At 64.0% G+C, this 23,809-nt stretch carries 29 protein-coding genes; 19 read left to right on the forward strand and 10 right to left on the reverse strand.

Annotated elements, in window-relative coordinates; translation table 11 throughout:
• The first annotated feature begins 9 nt into the window (after positions 1 to 9).
• The 7 genes from ACSBOB_RS05795 to ACSBOB_RS05825 all read left to right on the forward strand — a co-directional run bounded on the left by ACSBOB_RS05795 (position 10) and on the right by ACSBOB_RS05825 (position 5,548).
• The gene (locus tag ACSBOB_RS05795) at positions 10 to 159 is read left to right on the forward strand and encodes a DUF3096 domain-containing protein (RefSeq protein WP_442581504.1); all 150 of its coding nucleotides are present in this window, start codon (positions 10 to 12) and stop codon (positions 157 to 159) included.
• A gap of 210 nt (positions 160 to 369) precedes the next feature.
• The gene (locus ACSBOB_RS05800) at positions 370 to 1,329 is read left to right on the forward strand and encodes a branched-chain amino acid ABC transporter permease (RefSeq protein ID WP_442581505.1); all 960 of its coding nucleotides are present in this window, start codon (positions 370 to 372) and stop codon (positions 1,327 to 1,329) included.
• A gap of 2 nt (positions 1,330 to 1,331) precedes the next feature.
• Positions 1,332 to 1,553, forward strand: coding sequence for a hypothetical protein (locus ACSBOB_RS05805; RefSeq protein WP_442581506.1), 222 nt, complete (start codon positions 1,332 to 1,334; stop codon positions 1,551 to 1,553).
• The gene (locus ACSBOB_RS05810) at positions 1,553 to 2,629 is read left to right on the forward strand and encodes a branched-chain amino acid ABC transporter permease (protein ID WP_442581507.1); all 1,077 of its coding nucleotides are present in this window, start codon (positions 1,553 to 1,555) and stop codon (positions 2,627 to 2,629) included. The genes ACSBOB_RS05805 and ACSBOB_RS05810 overlap by 1 nt, the downstream gene beginning before the upstream one ends.
• Positions 2,630 to 2,713: 84 nt before the next feature.
• A complete protein-coding gene (locus tag ACSBOB_RS05815) occupies positions 2,714 to 4,021 on the forward strand; it encodes an ABC transporter substrate-binding protein (protein WP_442581508.1) in 1,308 nt (435 codons plus the stop codon).
• Positions 4,022 to 4,184: 163 nt separating this feature from the next.
• Positions 4,185 to 5,012: an ABC transporter ATP-binding protein gene (locus ACSBOB_RS05820; RefSeq protein WP_442581509.1), complete on the forward strand. Its 828-nt coding sequence runs from the start codon at positions 4,185 to 4,187 to the stop codon at positions 5,010 to 5,012.
• Between the two features lie 41 nt (positions 5,013 to 5,053).
• Positions 5,054 to 5,548 carry a GNAT family N-acetyltransferase gene (locus ACSBOB_RS05825; RefSeq protein WP_442581510.1) on the forward strand — a complete coding sequence of 165 codons (495 nt, stop codon included), beginning with the start codon at positions 5,054 to 5,056 and terminating at the stop codon, positions 5,546 to 5,548.
• 47 nt (positions 5,549 to 5,595) lie between these two features.
• Here the strand turns inward: ACSBOB_RS05825 and ACSBOB_RS05830 are convergent, their stop codons facing one another.
• Together ACSBOB_RS05830 and ACSBOB_RS05835 are read right to left on the reverse strand one after the other, a co-directional pair.
• Positions 5,596 to 6,045 carry a hypothetical protein gene (locus ACSBOB_RS05830; protein WP_442581511.1) on the reverse strand — a complete coding sequence of 150 codons (450 nt, stop codon included), beginning with the start codon at positions 6,043 to 6,045 and terminating at the stop codon, positions 5,596 to 5,598.
• A gap of 101 nt (positions 6,046 to 6,146) precedes the next feature.
• The gene (locus ACSBOB_RS05835) at positions 6,147 to 6,647 is read right to left on the reverse strand and encodes a hypothetical protein (protein WP_442581512.1); all 501 of its coding nucleotides are present in this window, start codon (positions 6,645 to 6,647) and stop codon (positions 6,147 to 6,149) included.
• A gap of 176 nt (positions 6,648 to 6,823) precedes the next feature.
• On the opposite strand from ACSBOB_RS05835, the gene ACSBOB_RS05840 reads away from it, so the two are divergent.
• From ACSBOB_RS05840 to ACSBOB_RS05865, 6 genes are all read left to right on the forward strand, one after another.
• Positions 6,824 to 7,051: an aa3-type cytochrome c oxidase subunit IV gene (locus tag ACSBOB_RS05840; RefSeq protein WP_442581513.1), complete on the forward strand. Its 228-nt coding sequence runs from the start codon at positions 6,824 to 6,826 to the stop codon at positions 7,049 to 7,051.
• Between the two features lie 81 nt (positions 7,052 to 7,132).
• A complete protein-coding gene (locus tag ACSBOB_RS05845; protein WP_442583652.1) occupies positions 7,133 to 8,503 on the forward strand; it encodes a Re/Si-specific NAD(P)(+) transhydrogenase subunit alpha in 1,371 nt (456 codons plus the stop codon).
• Positions 8,503 to 8,931 (forward strand): NAD(P) transhydrogenase subunit alpha, encoded by a 429-nt coding sequence (locus ACSBOB_RS05850; protein WP_442581514.1) that lies wholly within the window; start codon positions 8,503 to 8,505, stop codon positions 8,929 to 8,931. Before ACSBOB_RS05845 ends, ACSBOB_RS05850 begins: the two co-directional genes overlap by 1 nt.
• Before the next feature lie 10 nt (positions 8,932 to 8,941).
• On the forward strand, positions 8,942 to 10,345 hold the full coding sequence (locus tag ACSBOB_RS05855; RefSeq protein ID WP_442581515.1) for an NAD(P)(+) transhydrogenase (Re/Si-specific) subunit beta: 1,404 nt from the start codon (positions 8,942 to 8,944) through the stop codon (positions 10,343 to 10,345).
• Between the two features lie 75 nt (positions 10,346 to 10,420).
• Positions 10,421 to 10,897 carry a GNAT family N-acetyltransferase gene (locus ACSBOB_RS05860; RefSeq protein ID WP_442581516.1) on the forward strand — a complete coding sequence of 159 codons (477 nt, stop codon included), beginning with the start codon at positions 10,421 to 10,423 and terminating at the stop codon, positions 10,895 to 10,897.
• A 134-nt stretch (positions 10,898 to 11,031) separates the two neighbouring features.
• Positions 11,032 to 11,262, forward strand: a complete 231-nt coding sequence (locus ACSBOB_RS05865; RefSeq protein ID WP_442581517.1) for an AbrB/MazE/SpoVT family DNA-binding domain-containing protein — start codon at positions 11,032 to 11,034, stop codon at positions 11,260 to 11,262.
• A gap of 67 nt (positions 11,263 to 11,329) precedes the next feature.
• Here ACSBOB_RS05865 and ACSBOB_RS05870 read toward each other — a convergent pair whose 3' ends face one another.
• From ACSBOB_RS05870 to rpsU, 6 genes are all read right to left on the reverse strand, one after another.
• Positions 11,330 to 11,962, reverse strand: coding sequence for a LysE family translocator (locus ACSBOB_RS05870; protein ID WP_442581518.1), 633 nt, complete (start codon positions 11,960 to 11,962; stop codon positions 11,330 to 11,332).
• A gap of 18 nt (positions 11,963 to 11,980) precedes the next feature.
• On the reverse strand, positions 11,981 to 13,399 hold the full coding sequence (locus ACSBOB_RS05875) for an MFS transporter (RefSeq protein ID WP_442581519.1): 1,419 nt from the start codon (positions 13,397 to 13,399) through the stop codon (positions 11,981 to 11,983).
• A 226-nt stretch (positions 13,400 to 13,625) separates the two neighbouring features.
• Positions 13,626 to 14,003 carry a hypothetical protein gene (locus ACSBOB_RS05880; protein ID WP_442581520.1) on the reverse strand — a complete coding sequence of 126 codons (378 nt, stop codon included), beginning with the start codon at positions 14,001 to 14,003 and terminating at the stop codon, positions 13,626 to 13,628.
• Positions 13,972 to 14,451, reverse strand: coding sequence for a DUF992 domain-containing protein (locus ACSBOB_RS05885; protein ID WP_442581521.1), 480 nt, complete (start codon positions 14,449 to 14,451; stop codon positions 13,972 to 13,974). Before ACSBOB_RS05885 ends, ACSBOB_RS05880 begins: the two co-directional genes overlap by 32 nt.
• A 137-nt stretch (positions 14,452 to 14,588) precedes the next feature.
• The gene (locus tag ACSBOB_RS05890) at positions 14,589 to 15,434 is read right to left on the reverse strand and encodes a tetratricopeptide repeat protein (RefSeq protein WP_442581522.1); all 846 of its coding nucleotides are present in this window, start codon (positions 15,432 to 15,434) and stop codon (positions 14,589 to 14,591) included.
• 122 nt (positions 15,435 to 15,556) lie between these two features.
• A complete protein-coding gene (gene rpsU, locus ACSBOB_RS05895) occupies positions 15,557 to 15,841 on the reverse strand; it encodes a 30S ribosomal protein S21 (RefSeq protein WP_442581523.1) in 285 nt (94 codons plus the stop codon).
• 312 nt (positions 15,842 to 16,153) lie between these two features.
• On the opposite strand from rpsU, the gene ACSBOB_RS05900 reads away from it, so the two are divergent.
• The gene (locus ACSBOB_RS05900) at positions 16,154 to 17,410 is read left to right on the forward strand and encodes an Hsp70 family protein (protein WP_442581524.1); all 1,257 of its coding nucleotides are present in this window, start codon (positions 16,154 to 16,156) and stop codon (positions 17,408 to 17,410) included.
• A gap of 169 nt (positions 17,411 to 17,579) precedes the next feature.
• Here ACSBOB_RS05900 and ACSBOB_RS05905 read toward each other — a convergent pair whose 3' ends face one another.
• Complete coding sequence (locus tag ACSBOB_RS05905) at positions 17,580 to 19,079, reverse strand: helicase HerA domain-containing protein (RefSeq protein WP_442581525.1); 1,500 nt, start codon at positions 19,077 to 19,079, stop codon at positions 17,580 to 17,582.
• A gap of 173 nt (positions 19,080 to 19,252) precedes the next feature.
• On the opposite strand from ACSBOB_RS05905, the gene ACSBOB_RS05910 reads away from it, so the two are divergent.
• The gene (locus ACSBOB_RS05910; RefSeq protein WP_442581526.1) at positions 19,253 to 19,654 is read left to right on the forward strand and encodes a GFA family protein; all 402 of its coding nucleotides are present in this window, start codon (positions 19,253 to 19,255) and stop codon (positions 19,652 to 19,654) included.
• Positions 19,655 to 19,662: 8 nt separating this feature from the next.
• Here ACSBOB_RS05910 and ACSBOB_RS05915 read toward each other — a convergent pair whose 3' ends face one another.
• A complete protein-coding gene (locus ACSBOB_RS05915; protein WP_442581527.1) occupies positions 19,663 to 20,070 on the reverse strand; it encodes an SET domain-containing protein in 408 nt (135 codons plus the stop codon).
• Between the two features lie 330 nt (positions 20,071 to 20,400).
• On the opposite strand from ACSBOB_RS05915, the gene ACSBOB_RS05920 reads away from it, so the two are divergent.
• The 4 genes from ACSBOB_RS05920 to ACSBOB_RS05935 all read left to right on the forward strand — a co-directional run bounded on the left by ACSBOB_RS05920 (position 20,401) and on the right by ACSBOB_RS05935 (position 23,781).
• Positions 20,401 to 20,961: a hypothetical protein gene (locus tag ACSBOB_RS05920; protein ID WP_442581528.1), complete on the forward strand. Its 561-nt coding sequence runs from the start codon at positions 20,401 to 20,403 to the stop codon at positions 20,959 to 20,961.
• 127 nt (positions 20,962 to 21,088) lie between these two features.
• Entirely contained in the window at positions 21,089 to 21,835 is a 747-nt protein-coding gene (locus ACSBOB_RS05925; protein ID WP_442581529.1) for a hypothetical protein, read from the forward strand.
• Between the two features lie 93 nt (positions 21,836 to 21,928).
• Positions 21,929 to 23,182, forward strand: coding sequence for a sarcosine oxidase subunit beta (locus tag ACSBOB_RS05930; protein WP_442581530.1), 1,254 nt, complete (start codon positions 21,929 to 21,931; stop codon positions 23,180 to 23,182).
• Positions 23,183 to 23,184: 2 nt separating this feature from the next.
• Positions 23,185 to 23,781 (forward strand): 3'-5' exonuclease, encoded by a 597-nt coding sequence (locus ACSBOB_RS05935; RefSeq protein ID WP_442581531.1) that lies wholly within the window; start codon positions 23,185 to 23,187, stop codon positions 23,779 to 23,781.
• Positions 23,782 to 23,809: the final 28 nt, after the last annotated feature.

Consider the following 23,809-nt stretch of genomic DNA (forward strand, 5'->3'; position numbering starts at 1 on the left):
GAGTTTTCCATGGATATCACCACCATCGCCGTCACCCCGCTGATCTCGCTGATCGCCGGCGTGCTGATCCTGATCGTGCCAAGGCTGCTGAACTACATCGTGGCGCTGTATCTGATCATCGTCGGGTTGCTGGGGCTGTTTCCGCAACTGGCGGGGTGAGGGATTGATGCTTCTCGCAACACCCCCCTCTGTCCTGCCGGACATGTCCCCCTCAAGGGGGGAGATTGGCTGTCGTCTCCGCTTTCGCCGATCCCCGACGTTGATGAATGGGCGGCAAGGTCGCCACAGCCAATCTCCCCCCTCGAGGGGGAGATGTCCGGCAGGACAGAGGGGGGTGGGCGGCGCGAGGTATGACCATGGGAGAACACCATGGACCTCCTGAACGCCATCTTCCTAAAACCGTTCGCGGACATGATCGCCGCGCCGGACTTTTTGCTGCAGGTGCTGTGGGAAGGGCTGGTCGCCGGCGTGCTTTATGCGCTGATCGCGCTGGGGTTCGTGCTGATCTACAAATCCTCGCGCATCTTCAACTTCGCGCAAGGCATCATGGTGGTGTTCGCCGCGCTCACCCTGATCGGCTTTCACGAGCATGGCGTGCCGGCGCTGCTGGCCGTGCCGCTGACGCTCGCCGTCATGTTCGTGCTCGCCGTCGCCATCGAGCGGGTGGTGCTCAGGCCGCTGGTCAACCAGCCCGACATCATCCTGTTCATGGCCACTATAGGCATCACGCTGTTCCTGATCGGCTTCGGCGAGATCATTTTCGGCGGCGAGAACAAGGTGATGATCACCGAGCAGCTCCATATCCCGACCGGCAGTTTTACGTTCGAGCCGTTCGGTGGGTTCGTGTCGATCGAGCAGAAGGATCTGACCGCCGTGGTCGGCGCGGTGGTGCTGGTGGCGGTGCTGCTCATCTTTCTCAACCGGTCGAAAATGGGGCGCGCCATCCGCGCGCTGGGCGACGATCACCAAGCGGCGCTGTCGGTCGGCATCTCGCTGTCGACCATCTGGGTGCTGGTGTGGTTCATCGCCGGCGTCATCGCGCTTGCAACGGGCATCGTCTGGGGAGCCCGTGCGGGCGTGTCCTTCGCGCTGGAGGTCATCGCCTACAAGGCGCTGCCGGTGCTGATGCTGGGCGGGCTGGAATCCGTCTCCGGCGCCATCATCGGCGGCATCGCCATCGGCGTGCTGGAAAAGCTGTTCGAGATCTACTGGGGCCAGCCGCTGCTGGGTGGCAACACCGAGACCTGGTTCGCCTTCGTGCTGGCGCTGATCGTGCTGCTGTTTAGGCCGCAGGGCCTGTTCGGCGAACGCATCATCGAGCGGGTGTGAGGATGAGACTCCTGAATTGGTCTCTCGTTGTTATTGGCCTGCTAACGACCCTCTTCTTTTCGATGATCGCCTTTGTCGCCTATTCCGATATGGTGGACCGTGGCCCCGGATCGGCTCAAGAAGGCGATGCAATCGACATCATCATCTTTTGCGCCATTTGCTCTGCAACAGCGCTGATGGTTGCGGGCGTCTGCGCGATCAAACTCCGGAGGCGGTCGTTCTGATGCTCTACCGCACCGCCGGCCAGTTCAAGACGTCCTACCGCGCCGACCACGCGCTGTTCCCGGTCCGCCAGGATGCATGGCTGCTGGGCTTCATCCTGTTGCTCGCCTTCGCTGTCTTCCCGATGACGGCCAACGAATTCGTGTTCCGCGCGCTGCTGACGCCGGTGCTGATCTATGCGCTGGCGGCGCTCGGGCTGAACATCCTCACCGGCTATGCCGGGCAACTGTCGCTCGGCACGGGAGCTTTCATGGGCGTCGGCGCCTATGCCTGCTACAAGCTGACGACGATCTTTCCAGACCTCAACCTGATCGTGGCGATCCTGCTGTCGGGTTTTTTCTCGGCGGCGATCGGCGTCGCCTTCGGCCTGCCGTCGCTCCGGATCAAGGGGTTTTACCTCGCCATCGCGACGCTCGCCGCGCAGTTCTTCCTGGTCTGGCTGTTCGAGAAATGGTCGTGGCTCTACAACGACAATTCGTCCGGCTCGATCCAGGTGCCGACCATTTCGGTGTTCGGCCATCCGGTGGCCGGACCGAACGCGACCGCGGTCGTGCAATATTACGTCGTGCTGGTCATCGTTGCATTGATCACCTTTCTGGCGATCAACATCACGCGCGGCCGTATCGGGCGGATGTGGAAGGCGGTGCGCGACATGGACATCGCCGCCGAACTGGTCGGCATCAATCTGATGAAGGCGAAACTGTCGGCTTTCGCCGTGTCGTCCTATATCGTCGGGGTGGCCGGCGCGCTGTTCGTGTTCCTGTGGCGCGGCGCCGCCGAGCCGGTGGCCTTCGACATTCCGCTGTCCTTCCGCGTGCTGTTCATCGCCATCATCGGCGGGCTGGGCTCGGTGCTCGGCAACTATCTCGGCGCGATCCTGATCGTCGCGCTGCCGGTGATCATCGGCACGCTGCCGGCGGCGGTCGGCCTGCCGCTGAGTTCGGCGATGGTCGAGCACCTGAACACCATGACCATCGGCGGGCTGATCATCCTGTTTCTGATTGTCGAGCCGCATGGGCTGGCGCGCTTCTGGGCAATCATCCGGGAAAAGCTCATCATGTGGCCTTTTCCGCACTAATGTGAGGAGAATAGCGGCCGCCGGGCCGCTTGGGCGGCGGGGTCACCTGCCGGCGTGAACGAGAAACGAAACTGGAGGAACCGCATGACACGCCTGATTTCCAAGACCTTGCTGGCGGCAGGCCTTATTGCCGGGCTGACGCTGGCCGGGCAGTCCTTCGCCGAGGACACCATCAACGTCACCAACCTGTCCTACCGGACCGGGCCGTTCGCCGCGACCGGCACGCCGCTGATGAACGGGCAGCGCGACTACATCACCATGCTCAACGAGCGGGACGGCGGCGTCGGCGGCGTCAAGCTGAAATATGACGAGTGCGAGACCGGCTACAACACCGAGAAGGGCGCCGAGTGCTACGAGAAGACCAAGACGAGTTCGATCGTCACCCAGCCCTGGTCGACCGGCATCACGCTGCAGGTGCTGCCGAAGACCAATGTCGACAAGGTGCCGATCCTGGCGCCCGGCTACGGTTTCTCGCCGATGGCCGACGGAAAGGTGTTCCAGTGGGCGTTCAATCCGCCGGCCAGCTACTGGGACGGTGCCTCGATGATCCTGAAGAACGTTTCCGAGGGGAATCTGGAAAGCCTGAAGGGGAAGAAGATCGTGCTGCTGCACCTCGACGCGCCCTACGGCAAGGAGCCGATCCCGTTGCTGCATGCCTATGCGGAAAAGTACGGGTTTACGCTGCTGCCGATCCCGGTCGGGCTGAAGGAGATGCAGAACCAGTCGGCGCAGTGGCTGCAGATCCGCCGCGAGCGGCCCGATTTCGTGCTGATGTGGGGCTGGGGCGCGATGAACGCCGGCGCGCTGGCCGAGGCCGCCAAGACGAAGTTCCCGATGGACAAGTTCGTCGGCATCTGGTGGTCGGGCAGCGATGCCGATTTGAAGACCATCGGCGAGGCGGGAAAAGGCTACCGCTCGATCTCCTGGAGCTATCCTGTCTCGGACTCCAAGGTGATGAAGGACATCAAGCAGCTGGTGGTCGAGGCGGGCAATTCGCTGCTGCCGCGGGAAGAATTCGACTATGTCTTCTATCAGCGCGGCGTGGTGATCTCGATGTTCGTGGTCGAGGGCATCAAGGCGGCGCAGAAACATTTCGACACCAAGGTGGTGAACGCCGAGCAACTGCGCTGGGGACTCGAGAATTTGAAGCTTGACGAGGCCTATCTGAAGGAAATCGGCATGGAAGGCATGGTGCCGCCGTTCTCGACTTCCTGCGGCAATCATTCCGGCCATTCGGGAGGCTGGATGCTGCAATGGGACGGCGCGAAGTTCGTAAAAGTCTCGGACCTGCTTGAAGCGGACCAGGCCATGATCGAGCCGCTGGTGCTGGAAGGGGCGAAGAAATACGCCGAGTCCAACGCGCCTTGGCCGGTGAACGAGGCTTGCAAGTGAAGCGTCTCCCTCCCCCTTGAGGGGAGGGTGGCCCGCAGGGCCGGGAGGGGTCGTTGCGGCAGTGCTCGACGTTCTTTTGCCTCTCATACTGCCGCGAGGACCCCTCCCGCCTCGCTACGCTCGGCACCCTCCCCTCAAGGGGGAGGGGAACCTCGGAGCCCGCATGGCCTATCCGCCTCCTGCGTCATCGACCCCCATCCTCTCGGTGAACAACATCGAGGTGATCTACGACCATGTCATCCTGGTGCTGAAGGGCGTGTCGCTGTCGGTGCCGGCCGGCGGCATCACGGCGCTGCTGGGGGCCAACGGCGCGGGCAAGACGACGACGCTGAAGGCGATCTCCAACCTGCTGCATGGCGAGCGCGGCGAGGTGACCAAGGGCACGATTGTCTTCGAGGGCGAACAGGTGCAGGCCCGTTCGCCCAACGAACTGGTGCGGCGCGGCTGCATCCAGGTGATGGAGGGCCGCCATTGCTTCGGCCATCTGTCTGTCGAGGACAATCTCTTGACCGGCGCCTTCACGCGGCGCGACGGCAATGCCGCGATCCGCGCCGATCTCGACCTCGTCTACGAGTATTTCCCGCGGCTGAAAGTGCGGCGCGCCAGCCAGGCGGGCTACACGTCGGGCGGCGAGCAGCAGATGACGGCGATCGGCCGGGCGCTGATGAGCCGGCCAAAAATGATCCTGCTCGACGAGCCTTCCATGGGGTTGGCGCCGCAACTGGTCGAGGAGATTTTCGAGATCGTGCGAAAACTCAACGAGGAGCAGGGCGTCTCCTTCCTGCTCGCCGAGCAGAACACCAACATCGCGCTGCGCTACGCCAAATACGGCTACATTCTCGAATCCGGCCGCATCGTGCTCGACGGCGCGGCCTCGGCGCTCAGGCAGAACGAGGACGTCAAGGAATTCTACCTCGGCGTCGGCGGCGAGGGACGGAAATCGTTCCGCGACGTGAAGCACTACAAGCGCCGGAAGCGGTGGCTGTCGTAAAGCGCGGCGTCTGCGAGGCCGCCGCGTCAGAGAAGTTGGCGATGCTCATCCGACACGAAACGGCGGCAGATGCCGATGCAATTCACGACCTCACCTTGGCCGCGTTCAAGCCGATGGCCTTCAGCGACGGCACCGAAGCCGACATCGTTCAAAGGTTGCGCGCGGCAGGCGACCTGACGATTTCGCTCGTCGCCGAGGAAGGCGGCGAGATCCTTGGGCATGTCGCCTTTTCGCCGATTACGATCGATGGCTCGCATGACGGCTGGTTTGGCCTCGGCCCGATTTCGGTCCGGCCGGGGCGGCAGCGGCAGGGCATCGGCAAAGCGTTGATTGCAAGGGGACTGAATTTGCTGAATGATCGGGGCGCGACGGGCTGTGCCCTCATAGGCAATCCCGACATCTATAGTCGCATCGGCTTCCAAAGCGACGGGCAGTTGAAGTACCGGGACCTCGATACAAGGTATGTTCAGCGGCTTGTTTTACGCGGGATCGCATCAAGCGGAACGCTCGGATTTGCCCCAGCGTTTGAAGGCTAGCTTGCGATGCCGGCATGCGATCAACGGATCGGCAAAAGTACCGGTTGCTAGTATAGGTCACGGAGAGTGAATCTGATCCCAGCTTCAGGAAGTTCGACGAGAGTGTCCAGGCCGCGTAGCTCGTGTGAAGAACGGGCTCCTCCGACCGTCTTCCATGTTGACGCCCGCGGATGCTCGGCATCGATCAAGACGCACGGTGTGTCACTCCAGAACACATCGCCGGATATTTCCTTGAACGCGTCGTAGTCGAGTTGCCAAGGCGAGATCACATGCACGACAGCCGAAGCTGTTGGAAATCTCACCGTCCTGCACCCATCATGCTCGAACGGCAGATTCGAGCCACGTTCATGGACGGACCGCAGCAGTCTCGCATAGACCGATGCGTGCTCGGCGGGAGAGCCTGACGGCGGTCGGCGATGAAGTACCGGCACGCCATCGACCAGTTTGTGATTCCTGTCCTGGCGCTGCTGCCAGTCGAAGAACTCGTCGACGGTCATCTTTCCGGAAGCGTCTCAGCCATGGCCCATTCCATCGCGCGGGCGACCGTCAGATCGTACAGAATGCGGAAGGAATTTGAAAGAACCCGAACCGGCCGCGTCTACTGCGCCGACAGTGTCTCCAGCGCCTCCAGCACATATCCGTCGTACATTGGCGGCGTCTCCCGGCAGCCTCCCGCGTCGGCGGTGAATGTGTAGATGTTGCCGGCATGGGCGGTACAGGCGAAGACGGGCGAGCCGGTCCAGTTGCGGCAGCCCATGTCCAGGGTCGCGACATGGAGTTGACGGCCATGCCGTTCTATCGTCGCCTCCTGGAATTCCCAGGCGTGGGAATGGAAAAGCCGGGCGCGCTCCGACATCGCCGCCGGCGAACACAGGGCCGCCGCGCCGGGATGCATGACGACATCGATATGGACCTTGTCGCCGCGGATCGCCCAGCCTTCGCCGTTCTGCTCGACCGTCCATTGCGTCGGGTCGAGGTCGAGGTGAAGGCCGCCGATGGTGAAGCGTCGGGTCGGTTCTTCGCCATGGGAGGCAGGCGGCGCCAAAAAACCGGCCACGCAAAAACCGCCGGCCGCCACTACCGTGCGCATGAACCGCATTCCACCCCCCCTGCGATGCCCGTGCGAAGAGGGCAGGCGATTGCGGGATTTTTGGGATGGCGTTCGATTTTCAAGAAAATTGCGTCGCTCTTGTCGCAGCCGCATGGCCAATCGAACCATTGCCCTCGCGTCATGATTTCGCTATGTGCCAAAATACGACTTTCGGAGGGACCCGCATGGCCGACCACACCCCGACCGGACCGCTCGAGATGGGCGCCCAGATGGACTATGCCGAACACGAGCATACCTATTCGATGTTCGTGTCTCTTGCGAAATTCGGTTCGCTGATTTGCGCGGCGCTGCTCATCGCCATGGCCTTCGGTTTTTTTGCCGGCGGCGGCTTCTTCTCCGCGCTCATCCTTTTCATTCTGGTTTGCGCGGTCGGCGGCTACCTGCTGCGCTAGGCTGGATATCTCGATTTCCTGAATTCGACGCTCGCGGCTTTGCCGCGGGCGCTCCACGCACGAGCCGAAGGGAAAATGGCTGTGTCGCAGACGATTTTTATCCCGCGCGAGGTTGACGCAACGGAACCCCGGGTCGCCGCTTCGCCCGATACGGTGAAGCGTCTCGTCGGGCTTGGGTTCGAGGTTGTGGTGGAGGCGGGCGCCGGCCTGGCGTCGCGCATCATCGACACGGATTTCGCGGCGGCGGGCGCGGTGATCGGCAAGGCCTCCGATGCCGGACGGGCCGATGTCGTGCTGAAGGTGCGCCGGCCGACGGCTGCCGAGCTCAAGGGCTACAAGCCCGGCGCCGCGGTGCTGGCGATCATGGATCCGTATGGCAATGACGCAGCCCTTGCCGACATGGCGCGGGCGGGCGTGACCGGTTTTGCGATGGAACTGATGCCGCGCATCACCCGTGCGCAGGTGATGGACGTTCTGTCCTCGCAGGCGAACCTTGCGGGCTACCAGGCGGTGATCGACGGAGCCGCCGAATACGACCGGGCGCTGCCGATGATGATGACGGCGGCCGGCACGGTGCCGGCGGCGAAAGTGTTCATCATGGGCGTCGGCGTCGCCGGCCTGCAGGCGATCGCCACGGCGCGGCGGCTGGGGGCGATCGTCACGGCGACCGACGTTCGTCCGGCGGTCAAGGAACAGGTCGCCTCGCTCGGCGCAAAGTTCCTGGCGGTCGAGGACGAGGAGTTCAAGGCGGCCGAGACGGCGGGCGGCTACGCCAAGGAGATGTCCAGGGAATACCAGGCCAAGCAGGCGGCGCTGACGGCCGACCACATTGCCAAGCAGGACATCGTCATCACCACGGCGCTGATCCCCGGCCGGCCGGCGCCAAAACTGGTGTCGGCAGCGATGGTCGCCTCGATGAAGGCGGGGTCGGTGATCGTCGATCTGGCGGTCGAGCGCGGCGGCAATGTCGAGGGCGCGGTGGCCGGCAAGGTCGTCACCACCGACAACGGCGTCAAGATCGTCGGCCATTTGAATGTGCCCGGCCGCGTCGCGGCGTCGGCCTCGCTGCTCTATGCGAAGAACCTGTTCGCCTTCCTCGAGACCATGGTCGACAAGGCTGCGAAGCAGATCGCCATCAAGCGTGACGACGAACTGGTCAAGGCGACCATGCTGACCGACGGCGGAAAGGTCGTGCATCCGAACTTCGCCAAGGCGGCGGAACAGCCGCATGTCGAACCGGCGGCGATCCCGGCGACGGTCCTGGTGGCTTCGGCTAGCGAAGGCCCGGCACGCCATGTCGAGCCGCTCGAACCCGCCAAGCCGAAGGTGGTCAGGAAGAAGGGTGCGGGCGCAGCATCCACTGACGGCCCGTACAAACACGTCGAGCCGCCTGAGCCCGCCAAGCCGGCGGTGCGAAGGAAGACGGCCAAGAAGACCGTGGGAGAGGCATGATGGAACAGTCGGCGCTTCAGCAGGCTCTCGACCAGCTCGACAAGGCGACAGAGACGGTCAAGCTCGCGGTGCAGGACCTGGCCAACGCGCCGGCCGCCGCCGATGCGGCGGGCGACGCGGCGCACGCGCTGTCTGGCGGGGCGATCGACCCGTTCGTCTTCCGCTTCGCCATCTTCGTGCTGGCGATCTTCGTCGGCTACTACGTGGTCTGGTCGGTGACCCCGGCGCTGCATACACCGCTGATGGCCGTCACCAACGCGATCTCCTCGGTTATCGTCGTCGGCGCGCTGCTGGCGGTCGGCATCTCGGCCTCGGGCGCGGCCACTGGTTTCGGCTTCGTCGCGCTGGTGCTTGCCTCGGTCAACATTTTTGGCGGCTTCCTGGTCACCCAGCGCATGCTGGCGATGTACAAGAAGAAAGAGAAGTGAGCGCAACGTCATGAACGCCAACCTCGCGTCCTTCCTCTATCTCGTCTCCGGCATCCTGTTCATCCTGGCGCTGCGCGGCCTGTCGCACCCGACCACCAGCCGGCAGGGCAATTTCTACGGCATGATCGGCATGGCGATCGCCATCGTCACGACGCTTGCGCTGACGATGGAGACGCTGACGACCGGAAAGTCCTTGCTGATCGCCGTTGGCCTCGCCATCGGCGGCGGCGTCGGCGCCTATACGGCGCGGCGCATCGCCATGACCGCGATGCCGCAGCTTGTCGCCGCCTTCCACAGCCTGGTCGGCCTCGCAGCCGTCATGGTGGCTGCTGCTGCGATCTACGCGCCGGAAAGCTTCGGCATCGGCACCGCCGGCGACATCCATTCGCAGGCGCTGGTCGAGATGAGCTTGGGCGTCGCCATCGGCGCGATCACCTTCACCGGTTCGGTCATCGCCTTCCTGAAGCTCGACGGCCGCATGTCGGGCAAGCCGATCATGCTGCCGATGCGCCATGTCATCAACGCGGCTCTCGGCATCGCGCTGGTCGTGCTGATCGTCATGCTGGTGACCACCGAGAGCACGACGATCTTCTGGCTGATCGTGGCGGCATCTCTCGCCCTCGGTGTCCTTCTCATCATCCCGATCGGCGGCGCCGACATGCCGGTCGTGGTGTCGATGCTCAACTCCTATTCCGGCTGGGCCGCCGCGGCGCTGGGCTTCACGCTGGGCAACCTGGCGCTGATCATCACCGGCGCGCTGGTCGGCTCGTCGGGCGCGATTCTGTCCTACATCATGTGCAAGGGCATGAACCGGAGCTTCATCTCGGTCATCCTGGGCGGTTTCGGCGGCGAGACGGCTGCAGCCAGCGACGACGGCATCGAGCGCACGGTCAAGCAGGGCTCGGCCGACGATGCCGCCTTCCTGATGATGAACGCCCAAAAAGTCATCATCGTGCCGGGCTACGGCATGGCGGTGGCGCAGGCGCAGCACGCGCTGCGCGAGATGGCCGACAAGCTGAAGGCGCATGGCGTCGAGGTGAAATACGCCATCCACCCGGTCGCCGGCCGCATGCCCGGCCACATGAACGTGCTGCTGGCCGAAGCCAACGTGCCCTATGACGAGGTGTTCGAGCTGGAGGACATCAACTCCGAGTTCGCGCAGGCCGACGTCGCCTATGTCATCGGCGCCAACGACGTGACCAACCCGTCGGCGCGCGACGACAAGTCGTCGCCGATCTACGGCATGCCGATCCTCGACGTCGACAAGGCGCGCACCTGCCTGTTCGTCAAGCGTTCGCTCGGCTCGGGCTACGCCGGCATCGACAACACGCTGTTCTACAAGGACGGCACCATGATGCTGCTTGGCGACGCCAAGAAGATGACCGAGGAAATCGTCAAGGCGATGGATCACTAATCCATCCCTGTGAATGAGCCGCCGACCGACGGTTGACGGCTACGGCGGCCTTCGGCGTCCGAAAAGGAACCCTCCGTGACGCTGAAAATCCGACCGTTCGAGATGGCCGACCGCGAAGCCGCCATCGACCTTTTTCTCGAACTCAACCGCCACGAATTCACGATCACCGGCGACCGGCGCACCGACCGCGGCGGAGCTGTGTTCTGCGTGGACGACATGATCCAGGGGCTCGGGCAGGGCGCCGTGGCGCTTGTCGCGGAAGCCGGAGGCAAGGTCGTCGGGCTGATGGTGTGGGCGGCGCATACCGACGAGCCCTACATGGACGAGGCTGCGCGGCGCTATGGCAGGGTCGACGATATCGTCGTGGCCGAGGCGCAGCGCGGCAAAGGCGTGGGCCAGGCCTTGCTGGCGGAGGCGGAGCGGTTGACGCGCGAGGCCGGCATGTCACGGCTCAAGCTGACCGTGCTCGATGGCAACGACGCGGCCGTTGCCGCGTATGAGCGGGCCGGATATCGGGACTATGCGCGGGTGATGTTGAAGACGCTCGTGTGAGGCGGATTGCTGCGCTGGCTGGGTTCAGCAACGCCAAGAAGTTGGCCGGCGAAATGCTCGAGGCGGCGGATCACTGATCCAAGCAAGAGGCACCGTGATATACGTTCCGGATAGTCAATCGACGGAGCGTTCACATGAAAGTTTCGCGCTGGGGAAACAGCCTCGCTGTCCGGTTGCCTACATCCGTAGTGAAGGCGCTCGACTTGAAGGTGGGAGATGATATCGAGCTTTCCGTCATCGACGAGGGAACACTTGCGGTATTGCGCGAGCCGACCCGCGGAGAATTGATAAAGCGCCTGCGCGCTTTTCGTGGTTGGCTCCCTGCGGATTTCAAGTTCGATCGCGATGAACTCAATGAGCGATAGTTTTCAATGCGCTTGAAAATCACCTCCTCGACATCAGCGGGAGTCTGTGTCGAAACGGGCACGACGCTTATCGCTGTGCCTCCGTCGCCATCCTGACGGCGAAGCCGGCCAGAACCGTTCCCATCAGCCAGCGCTGCAGCGTCATCCAGAGGGGATGGCGGCCGAGAAACAGGCTGATCGAGGAGGCGCCGAGCACGATCATCGTGTTGACGCTGACGCTGGTCATGACCTGCAGGGCGCCGAGCAGCAGCGACTGCGAAAACACGTCGCCGCGCGCCGGGTCGATGAACTGCGGCAGCAGCGACAGGTAGAACACCGCGATCTTCGGATTGAGCAGGGCGGTCAGGAAACCCATCAGGAACAGTTTGCGCGGGCGGTCCTTCGACAGGTCGCGGACCCGGAACGGCGACTGGCCGCCGGGCCGCACCGCCTGCCAGGCGAGCCACAGCAGATAGGCCGCGCCGGCGAGGCGCAGAACGTCGTAGGCATAGGGCACGGCAAACAGCAGCGCGGTGATGCCGAAGGCGGCGCAAAGCATGTAGATGACGAGGCCGAGGGCAACGCCGCAGAGCGAGATCAGGCCGGCCTTCGGCCCCTGGCTGATCGATCGGGAGACGAGGTAGACCATGTTCGGGCCGGGCGTCAGCACCATGCCGATTGCAATCAGGATGAAGGCGATCAGGTTCGTCGGTTCAGGCATTGCTTGCATCTTTCGAGGTCAGGCGTCGGATCTGGGCGGCAGCCGCCAGGCGGCGATGCAGCCCAACAGGCCGAGCGGAAGGAAGGCTAGGAAGAGCCAGGCCGCGACATTCGCTTCGGCCTCGCCGCTGAGCCCCTGCGAGAAGCCGCTTGCGTTCGCGACGATGCCGCAGCTTGCCGCACCCACGGCATAGCCGATGCGCTGCATGGTCGGCACGGCGGAAGACGCGACCGTCTGTTCGGCGGCCGGCGCGGAAGCGACGATGATGCGGGTGACGAACGGCCAGGCGATGCCGAAGCCGCCGCCCTGCAGGATCGCGCAGCCAAGGATCAGCGGGATGTTGCCGGCGGGAACGGCATAGGCGAAGCCGGCTATGCCGCCGGCGATCATCAGCGCGCCGGCGAGCACGATGACGCGCTCGCGCTCCGGCGGGGCGTTGGCGACAAGGATGGACAGGATGGACCAGGAGATCGATTCCGCCGCGATGATGTAGCCCGTGGTCAGAACCGGTATGCCGTGCAGGCTGGTCAAAAGCAGCGGGCCGTAGACGCCGAAGGAGCAGGTGGCGACCGAGAAGGCGGCGACCATGGTCAAGCCGTTGCCCAGCGGTGTGCCGAGGTTGAACGGCCTCGACGGGAACAGCCGGGCCGCCGGCAGCCGTGCGTCGAGCACGAAGAACAGCACGATGCCGGCAATGCCGGCGCCGAGCAGCAGGGACGAGCGCAGGGCCTCCACCTTCACGCCTGCCAGCGCGATCAGCACGATGCTGGCGGCGAGGCAGCCGAGCGCCAGCACCGGGAACCGCGGCAGCGCCGTGCCGTCGTTCTGGGCGCGCGTCGCCTGCGGCCCGCGCAGCACGAACAGGCAGGCGATGGCGGCGAAGAGGCCGCCGATGACGAAGACGCCGAACGCCCAGCGCCAGGACAGATATTGCGATATCAGCGCGCCGAGCAGCGGGCCGCTGAAGGCAGCAATGCCCCAGATCGCCGACATGACGCCGAACAGTTGCGGCCAGATCGCCTTGGGAAACAGCCTTTGCACCGAGACGAAAGCGAGCGACACCAAGGCCCCGCCGCCAAGCCCCTCGACCAGCCGGCCGGCGAGGAAGACCGGCATGGACGGGGCGAGGGCGCAGATCAGCGCACCGAGGGAGTAGATGAGGGCGGCCGCCATCATGTTGGTGCGCAACGAGACGTAGCTGGTCATCCGGCCGGCGGCAGCACCCGCGCTGATCGCGCCGATCTCGTAGACGGCGAACGACCAGCCGAGCAGTTCGACGCCGGAAAGGTCGCCGACCATGGCCGGCGTGATGGTCGCCACCATGGTCTCGTTGGTGGCGTGCAGCAGGATGCCGAGATTGATGAAGCAGAAACGCGCGAGGTCGCCGCTTGCCCACAGCAGCCGCCAGTCGACCCGTGCCGTCGTGCTTTCCGCCATGGCGAAGCTCCCCGTCCAAATGCCCTGCAACGCAATGACGGGCTGATAGGACCTCAACTCCGGTTGAGGTCAAGGGCCGAAAACGGACATTGTGTGGGGGCAGGGACGGGTAGCAGTGATGCGGCACGATGCGATCGCGTGGAGCGGAAGCGCCTTGCCGTCACGGAGGGCCGCGAAAACCCGCCCCGATGTTGTTGCCGTCGGGGTCGATTACATAAGCGGCGTATTAGTGCATCTCATCCGGGCGGCGCGGGTCTGGCGGGCCGTTGTCCGTGCCGCCGTTGTCGAGCGCGGACTTGTGGAAGGCGTCCACGGCCAAGCCGTTGGCCGCCGTGAACGCGAGGTGCAGCGGGCTTTGCGCTGTGTCGTGGCCTGCCCGCCAGAATTCCGGCCTGTCCATGCCGATCCACACGAACGGAATCGGCGCGTCGGCACTCCTGGCCAGCAGAAACGATGTGTCGGTGTTGTCGATCGTCGCCAGTCCGAGCGAGGCAGCGACCGCGTCGTAGAATTTACGCGCGGCCGCCAGATTCTTCACCCGGAAGCCAAGATGATCGAACACGTCAGCGTGCTTACTGGCCAGCCGCCAGGTCGAGTTCCGCAACGCCGAGCGCTATGTTGAGCCCGGTCTGGCCCTGTACGCTGACCGGCTGGAGGATGAAGTCGCTGGTCGAGTCGCGCACCAGGACGTTGGTGCCGACGCCCAGTGCCGCCGTCACCTCGGCGCCGACGCCGCCATAGTGGCCGGCGAGTGAGCCCGGACCATAGGCGCCGGCGGTTTTCGCCAGAACGGCCCACTTCATATCGGCTTCCTTGGTGAACCCGATGTCGATGCCGTAGCGCTTGATCTCGCCAGAATAGGTCTCCGAGGGCAGGCTGGAATCGGACGGCGTGTAGGTGCAGGCGACCGTCTTGGTCGACCCGAAGATAAACCCTTCGCCGCCGGAAACCTGGCAGTCGAGCAGCCCGAGGTCGACTGTGGCGGCGCTTGTCATGGGTACGCCCGCCAGAAGGGCGATAGCGGTGGTGGCGGCAAAGACGGTGATTTTCATGGGATTGCGAAGCTCCTCAAACAGCTTGTTCGCCAGTAACCGGCGAGTGCCGGCAAGGTTCCCATCAACCGTTCGTGCCGCGATGTAAAGCCCGCCGACAGGGACGCGGCGGAAATTGCGGCTTTTTGAAAAAAGCGTCAGCCGGCGCGTACGCGGGCCAGGCCTTCGCGGGCCGGTGCGTAGTTCGGATCCATGCGGATGGCTTCCGAGTAGGATTTCGCGGCCTTCTGCTTTTCGCCACGCTTTTCATAGACCAGCGCCTGGTTGGCCCAGCTCTCGGCGATGCGGCCGTCGAGCTTGATCGAGGTGTTGAAGTCGGCGAAGGCGTTGGTGTCGTCGTTCAGCGCCAGATAGGACAGGCCCCGGCCGTTGTATGGCTCGGGCGAATCCGGCGCCAGCGAGATGGCGGTCGAGAAATCCTCGATGGCGAAGGCGTGCTGGCCCTGGCTCTGATAGATCAGGCCGCGATTGTGGTAGGCGCGCGGATCGGTGGTGTCGAGCTGGATCGCCTTCTGGAAATCGTTGAAGGCCTGCTGGGTCTGCCCCGCCTTGCGGTAGAGATTGCCGCGGCCGATATAGGCGGCGTCGTAGTTCGGATTGAGCTGGATGGCGCGGTTGTAGTCGCTGAGCGCGGCCGACTGGTCGCCGAGGAAGCGCTGGATCAGGGCGCGGTTGGAATAGGCCTGGTAGAAATTGGGGCGCAGTTCGATCGCCTTGTTGAAATCCTGCAGCGCTTCGCGATAGCGGCCGCCGCGGCCATAGGCCGAGCCGCGCACATTATAGGCTTCCGGGTCGTTCGGGTTGCGCTGGATGACGGTGCTGAGCGACGAGATGTTCTGGCTGGAGCCCTGCGCCACATCGACGGCGGCGAGTTCGCCGCCGGGCACGGTGTCGCAGGCGGTGAGCGCCAGCGCCGAAACCAGGGCGGCGATCGCGACGAGGCCACGGGCCGAGATCAAGCGGTGGCCGGCGCGTTCATCCATTCGTGAGGCTCCCCGTTCAGCCGTCCGGGCCGGCTGCATCCGACATTCAACGCAAAGGAGGCGGAAGCGATCCAATCGCCCCACCTCCCGCTAGTTCCCGAAAAAGACGAAATATGGGCGGATCAGCGCGCCGGACGTGCAGCACCGGCTCCGGCACCGGCGCCGCCAGGACCTGCGCCAGGCACCGGGCGCGGCGTGGACGGCAGCAGGCCTTCGCGCTGGGCGCGCTTGCGAGCGAGCTTGCGGGCACGGCGCACGGCCTCGGCCTTTTCGCGGGCACGCTTCTCCGAAGGCTTCTCATAATGTCCGCGCATCTTCATTTCACGGAAGATGCCTTCGCGCTGCATTTTCTTCTTCAGCGCGCGAAGCGCTTGATCAACGTTATTGTCGCGGACGAGTACCTGCACGGGCAATCCTGTCTTTCGATTTGATTCAACGGACAAGCAGTAAATACACCCTTGTCCTCGCGGCGGCATCCGTCGCGAATTGGGGCGGCTGATAGCAGAATCAAGTTGGCTTGTCCACAGGCCGGTTCACGATTGCTGCGCCGGATAAGCAGGATCGCCGCGAATTGATGGGCTGCCAACCGCATTTGCCCCGATCGGCCATGCGGCGCAAGCCGCTTCGGCATCAATTTCGGGTCGACAGGGCGGAAGGACTGGTGTAGCGGACGCCTCCCCGCCCCGGCGGGGCCAAAATCCACGCAATCGAGGCATGCCATGAAGCCGGACCACGGCGGGATCGATTTCGGCACTTCCAATTCGACGGTGGCCGTGTTCGACAACGGCAAGCCGCGGCTGGTGGCGCTGGAAGGCGAGCAGGTCACCATGCCCAGCGCGGTGTTCTTCAACTTCGAGGACGACCGAACCTATTTCGGACGGCGGGCCATCGAAGATTATACCGCCAACTCCGAAGGCCGGCTGCTGCGCGCGCTGAAGAGCGTGCTCGGCACCTCGCTGATCCGCGAAAAGACGCGCATCAAGTCGCAGTCGATGGCTTTCACCGAGATCATCGGCGGTTTTGTCGCCTATCTGAAGGAGCGGCTGGAGCAGGATGCCGGCCGCGAGATCGACAAGGTCGTGCTGGGGCGGCCGGTGCATTTCGTCGACGAGGACGAGACGGCGGACAGGCAGGCTCAGGCTGAGCTTGAAAAGGCGGCGCGGGGGCGCGGATTCAAGCACATCTCCTTCCAGTTCGAGCCGATCGCGGCGGCTCTGGACTACGAACAAAGCGTGCGAAAAGAAGAGCTTGCGCTGATCGTCGACATTGGCGGCGGCACCTCGGACTTTTCCATCGTGCGGGTTTCGCCGGAGCGTGCGAAGGCGGTCGACCGCAAGGACGACATTCTGGCCAATGCCGGCGTGCATGTCGGCGGCACCGACTTCGACCGGCTGCTGTCGATCGCCGCGGTGATGCCGGAACTCGGCTTCGGAACGCCGACGAAGGACGGAAAACGCAACCTGCCGGTGGGCTATTTCTTCGACCTCGCCACCTGGCAGCGGATCAATCTGCTCTATACGTCCAAGGCGATGAACGATCTGCGCCAGATCCGCTACGAGGCGGCGCGGCCCGATCTGGTCGAGCGGATGATCGACATCGTGCGGCATCGGCAGGGCCATGCGCTGGCGGCAAAGGTGGAAAAGGCGAAGATCGCGCTGACGGATTTTTCCGAGGCGCGGATCGATCTCGACATGCTGGACGACAAGTTCAGCCTCCCGGTCACGGCGGCCGATCTGGCGAGGGCGATCACCAACGCCGTGCAGCGGATAACCGATACGGTGACGCGGACGCTGGAGGATGCGGGCGTGCCGGCTGAACGGATCGATACGCTGTTCCTGACCGGCGGTTCGACCGCGATCCCGCAGGTGCGCGACGGAATTCTCGCGATGTTCCCAAAGGCTTCGGTGGTGCAGGGCGATATGTTCGGCAGCGTCGGGCTGGGACTGGCGATCGACGCGCAGCGCAAGTTCGGGTGAATGCGCCGAGGCGCGTGAAGTCCGGAAGTCTACCTGATAACCTGAAACCGGTTCGCCGAAAGCTTGCGGCCCAGCGGCGCAAACGCCGGGGACAGTTTCCTTAATTCCGCCCGCGTCAGCCTTGAAGCGCCGCGTCTTTCTGCGGAATAAAGTAAACTGTCCCCTGCATTTACTCCGCGGCGTCGCGCTGGGCCTCGTCCGGCGCATCGGGGTCGCCGGGGGCGGTCTCGCAGCCGAGGTCGGGGAAGGCGAGCACGCGTTTGCCGTGAAAGTCGGTGCGGGCGACCAGCAGGCCGCGCTCCTCGAAATATGCGAGCAAGCGGCGCGCGCGGCGCGGCGAGTGGCTGCCATAGGCGCGGGCGAGCGTGGCGTCGGACGGGCAGGCGTCGCGGTTGGTGGCGGCGCGGGCGACCATCAGGAAGACGCCTTGCAGATCGTCCGGCAGGGATTCCGAAAGGCTGAGCGCCGTTGCCCAGGCTTCGCCGTCCGGCGCGCGCTGGTCGACGCCGGCGCGGGCGACCGCCAGCCGGCGGCGGAAACCGGACAGCGGCAGCGGCTCGCCGGGCACGCGGCGGATGCGGCAGCGCACCAGGAAATCCTGGTAGAGCACGGCGTCCGAGCGGAACGCCGCGTCCGGGTCGTCGAGAATTTCGCGCAGCACCGTATCGATGCCGGCCTCGCGCTCGGCCTCGTCGATGATGGCGAAGACCGGCTGCTCGACGGGCATCGGCGCTGGCTTCGGCCGCGACAGTTGCGCCAGGAGGTCGGCGGTGGGCACCGGCGGCGGCGGGGGGCGGCGCACGATCTGCCGCGCCTCCTCGGGGCCGGGCGTGAAGATGAGGTCGCGGGCGTCCTCGGGCGCGTCGGGCAGCGGCGTCAGTTTTGGGCTGGTCGAGCGAGCGGAGGTTTCCACGGAGCCGATGGTGATCGGCAGCGGGCGGCGCGACAGAGCGGGGCCGAGCGCGACGAAATGGCCGCGCGCCAGGTCGCGGAACATTTCCGCCTGCCGCCGGTCCATGCCGAGCAGGTCGGCGGCGCGCGCCATGTCGATGTCGAGAAAGGTGCGGCCCATCAGGAAGTTGGACGCCTCGGCCGCGACGTTCTTCGCCAGCTTCGCCAGCCGCTGGGTGGCGATGACGCCGGCCAGCCCGCGCTTGCGGCCGCGGCACATCAAATTGGTCATGGCGCCGAGCGACAGTTTTCGCGCCTCATCCGAGACCTCGCCGGCTGCGGCAGGCGCGAAAAGCTGCGCCTCGTCGACCACCACCAAAACCGGATACCAATAGTCGCGCTCGGCGTCGAACATGCCACCGAGGAAGGCGGCGGCGGCGCGCATCTGCTGCTCGACGTCGAGGCCTTCGAGATTGAGCACGACGGAGACGCGGTGCTGGCGCACACGGCCGGCGATGCGGGTGAGTTCCGCCTCGGTGCGCTGCGCATCGACCACCTGATGGCCGAATTTGTCGGCCAGCGTGACGAAGTCGCCCTCGGGATCGATGATGCATTGCTGCACCCAGGGCGCGCTCTGCTCCAGCAGGCGACGCAAAAGATGCGACTTGCCGGACCCTGAATTGCCTTGCACCAGCAGGCGGGTCGCCAGCAGTTCCTCTAAGTCAAGGTCGGCCGGCTTCCCGGGGGAAGCCAGTCCCATGTCGATGTTGACCTTCATCCCGCGCCCTTGGTCATGATCCCGTCCTTAGCATCCGCCGCGCCACAGCGCGAAGCGCGGGTGGATGATTCCCACAGGCACGATGACGTGCATGAGGCCGGGCCGTTTGACAATGCCGACGATGTCATCAATCAGGCTCAACCGCTGCGGCATGACAGAACAAGGATATATCGATGGTCCCGACAATGAGCGGCAGTTGCCAGTGCGGCGGCGTCAGCTTTCGGATTTCGGGAGCGTTCGAGAGTTTTTTCCTCTGCCATTGTTCGCGCTGCCGGAAGGATACGGGATCGGCCCATGCGGCCAATCTGTTTTCGTCGGAGGCGGCGGTCACCTGGCTGTCGGGGCAGGGCAGCATCAAGACCTACCGTGTTCCCGAGACCCGCCACGAAAAGAGCTTTTGCAGCGAATGCGGTTCGGCTCTCCCGAGGGTCCAGGACGGCTTTGTGGTCGTGCCGGCCGGCAGTCTCGATAGCGCTGTTCCGATCCGGCCGACCGCCCATATCTGCTTTGCGAGCCGGGCGGAGTGGGACGAGCGGCTGGAGGACGTCGCCAGGATGGACGGGCTTCCCGGCTGAGCCGGTCGCTACTCGCCAGCCTGCGCAACCACCTCCGCCCCGCCGGGCATCAGCTCGAAATGCGGATAAAAATCACCGTAGTTACAGGTGAGTTCCTCGCCCGCCGCGATGTCGCGTAGCGCACGCGCGCCGCCGAAATCCGAAAAATCGAGGTTCGGCGTGTCGGTGTGGTTCATGAAGCGGCCATTGTCGGTCTCGTAGACGAGGAAGCCGGGATGGTCGGGGCTGGGGTAGGAGTATTTGTCGAGGAAATCTTTTATCAGCGGACGCGCCTGTTCGTATTCGTCAATCGGGATGAGACGGTCGAACAGTTCGTCGAAGGCCCAGACGACCGCGCCTTTTCGGATCGGCTCGGCGGTAAACACGCCGACGCCCTCGATGCCGCTCGCCGCCACGTAAGTATGCACCTGCATCATGCGATTCGCGCCTCTCCCTTTGCGCCATTTGGTAGACGCAGAGATTGACCATCCTGTGAAATTATCAAGGGTGATCTCGTTTCGAGGTCCGACCGCATAGCGCCCCTTGCGAACTTTCCAACGATTGGCCGTATTGTGCGCTTCATGCAGCCGAACTCTCAACTCCGACGCGCAGTCGACCGGTGCTACGATGCGTTCGCGGCATATCCCGAACCTACGAAACTGGAAGCCTCCCCGCTTCGCGACCCCGACCAAATATTGAGAGACCTTACCTCCACGCCATTGCGGCAACTAAGCGGCGAGCGGATTGGGCCGTATGCGGGACATGCAATGACAACAGTTGGGGGCGTTGAAGACTACAAACACTTCCTGCCACGTATTCTCGAACAGGCTGTGGAACGCTCGCTCTGGATGGGCACGGACCCACCGATCATTGGAGAGCGGCTCAAGCGCGGCGAATGGCTGAAATGGCCGACACATGAACGGGAGGCTGTAAAAGATCTGTTTATCGCAGCCTGGAAGCAGGTGCTTCATGAGCATCCCGACGAGGAGGATGCCGAGGATTGGCTTTGCGGGATAGCCAACCTTGATCTCGATGTTTCGGCTGCATTGGAAGTGTGGGATGAAACTCCTTCCGTCAATGCTACTTTGCAACTCGCCGATTTTTGCCGGACTGGAGCAGAATTCGTCTTCGAGCCTGACGCGGAGGAACGGGCATATTGGAGCTACCCGAGCGAAGCCAACGTTGCGGTGGTTCGGAACTGGTTGCTCGGAGATGGCGTATCAGTTCGGCTAGACGCAGCCCGTGGCAGAGTTCGATCGTCGGATCTCTGGCGGATCGAAAAGGCGTCCGAACAGTTGGCCGAATTTCGATCGGCTCGCTTTCATTGAGTCTCGATGCGACGACGGAGTCGGCGCGCAGCGATTATCTTGACCCGGATATCCGGCTCAACTAAAGTTGCCAACGTCAAAAACTCGCGGGTGGACGCGCCACCCATTTGCAATGACTCCCCAAGACATGATTGAAACGTTGCTCGACCCCGAGGTCGAGGGCGTCAGCAAATTGATATGGGATGCCTACAGCCACTTCTACAAAGACTTCCCGATCGAGAACTTGCGTCCTTTGTTGGTTGCGACCCCCGAGAAAGTGCTCCGCCGGGGCGCATTTCTGGCAAACGAACTAGGATGGCGGGCGCGGGCCTTAACGCCGGAAATCGCCGCGCTCATGGATTGTTCGAACGCCGGCATCCGCTTCGATGCAATCGGTGCGTTGACGAGTTGCACGACATCCCAGGATGGCGATATTCTGGGGAAATTTTTCCAGCATCTGGAAGATCCAAACCGTGGCGTCCGATGGCGAATGGTTGAGTTCGTGCGCCTTGCCCGGTCCAAGCAACTGGCTGCGGCAATCAGGAATGCCGCGTCGCAGCGGCCTGACACGTTCTATGCCGAGATCAGTGAAACCCTTCGCTGGTCGATGAGAGTGAACGAGGATGAACTTCGACGTCTGGCAAGCCATTCCGAGCCTGCCGTTCGACTGTTCGCCGCGGGCATGGCCTTGAGGCCGCGCAGCATCATCGACGAAAAGTTTGCCGAGATCGTCCTGGAGACCGGCGATTCCGAAACGTGCGAATTCGTCTCAAGTGCCTTTCGCCTGCATGCGGTGCCAACCAGCGCCGAGTTCGGACGGGTGGAGAGATCGGGACTGGCCGAACGAAGCCGTGGCGCAAAGCGGCAAGTCCCGTCGCAATCAGCGCAAGGGTGACAGCGCGTTTTCGCTAGTGGTACATCTCGCTGGCCGAGGGCAAGAAGGCCCGGCGCGAAAAGTCCATCCGATGGTCATGGCGGGCTCTGGAACGTGAAAAAATACTCGGTATTCGCCATCGCCCGCGAGGCCATGCGCGGCCACAAGGGCTGGCCGGAGCAGTGGTCGTCGCCGGAGCCCAGGCCGGAATACGACGTGATCATCGTCGGCGCCGGCGGGCATGGGCTGGCGACGGCCTATTACCTCGCCAAGGAACATGGCATCACCAATGTGGCGGTGATCGAAAAGGGCTGGCTGGGCGGCGGCAACACCGGCCGCAACACCACCATCATCCGCTCCAACTATCTCTATGACGAGAGCGCCGGGATCTACGACCACGCGGTGAAACTGTGGGACGGGCTTTCGCAGGACCTGAACTACAACGTCATGTATTCGCCGCGCGGCGTGATGATGCTGGCGCACAATGTGCACGACGTGCAGGTGCTGAAACGCCACGTACACGCCAACCGGCTGAACGGCATCGACAATGAGTGGCTGACGCCGGAACAGGCCAAGGATTTTTGCCCGCCGCTGAACATTTCGCGCGAGGCGCGTTATCCCGTCATGGGTGCGACCTTGCAGCGGCGCGGCGGCACGGCGCGGCACGATGCGGTGGCCTGGGGATATGCGCGCGGGGCGAATGCGCGCGGCGTGCATATCATCCAGAACTGCGAGGTGACCGCCATACGCCGTTCGCCCAATGGCGGCGTGACCGGCGTGGAGACCACCAAGGGCTTCATAGGGGCCAAAAAAATCGGCGTGGTGGCGGCCGGGCATACGTCGGTGCTGATGGACATGGCCGGCGTGCGCATGCCGCTGGAAAGCTATCCTCTGCAGGCGCTGGTGTCGGAACCGGTGAAGCCGATATTCCCCTGCGTGGTGATGTCGAACACCGTGCACGCCTATATCTCGCAGTCGGACAAGGGCGAGCTGGTGATCGGCGCCGGCACCGACCAGTACACGTCCTATTCGCAGACCGGCGGGCTGCACATCTTGAACCATACGCTCGACGCCATCTGCGAGATGTTCCCGATTTTCGGGCGCATGAAGATGCTGCGCTCGTGGGGCGGCATCGTCGACGTGACGCCGGACCGCTCGCCGATCCTCGCCAAGACGCCGGTGAAGGGGCTTTACGTCAATTGCGGCTGGGGCACGGGCGGCTTCAAGGCGACACCGGGTTCGGGGCATGTGTTTGCCCACACCATCGCGCGCGACGAGCCGCACAGGATCAACGCGCCGTTCACGCTGGAAAGGTTCCGCACCGGCCGGCTGATCGACGAGGCGGCCGCGGCGGCGGTGGCGCATTGACCATGGCTCCCATTCGCATCGAGAACAGGCCTTTTGCCGGCTTCCGGGAAGCGGTCGTGCTGGATGTCGAGACTACGGGGCTCAGTCCGCGCATGGACAGGATCGTGTCGATTGCCGCGCTGCGGGTCGATTTCGAGCTTCTTGCGTCGCCGGCTGGCTGCGAGGCCGTCACGTTCAAGGCGCGCGTCAATCCCGGCATCAGCATTCCGCCGGGGGCGAGCCGCATCCACGGTATCCGCGACCGCGACGTGGCCGACGAAGAGCGGTTCGACGGCATCGGCCGGAAACTTCTCGATTTTGTCGGCGACCTGCCGGTCATCGCTCACAATTGCATGTTCGACGCCGGCTTCATCGACGCGGAACTGCATCGCCACAGGCTTGGGTCGCTGGCGGGAAGGACGCTGTTCTGCACCATGCAACGGACCTGCCACCACGAAACCCGTCAGGGGCGCTATCGCACCCGCATCTCGCTGGCCGACGCGGCCGCGCTCTACAAGACCACACTGAAGCGCGGCAGGCATCACGACGCCTTCGACGACGCCATGGCCGCCATGCAACTGGCTGGCGTTCTCTACAAACTGGACAATGGGATCGCCTGATGCGCGCCCCCGCAACCCGATCGCCCAA

The sequence above is a fragment of the Mesorhizobium sp. KACC 23794 genome (genome assembly GCF_052180275.1).
GTDB lineage: Bacteria > Pseudomonadota > Alphaproteobacteria > Rhizobiales > Rhizobiaceae > Kumtagia.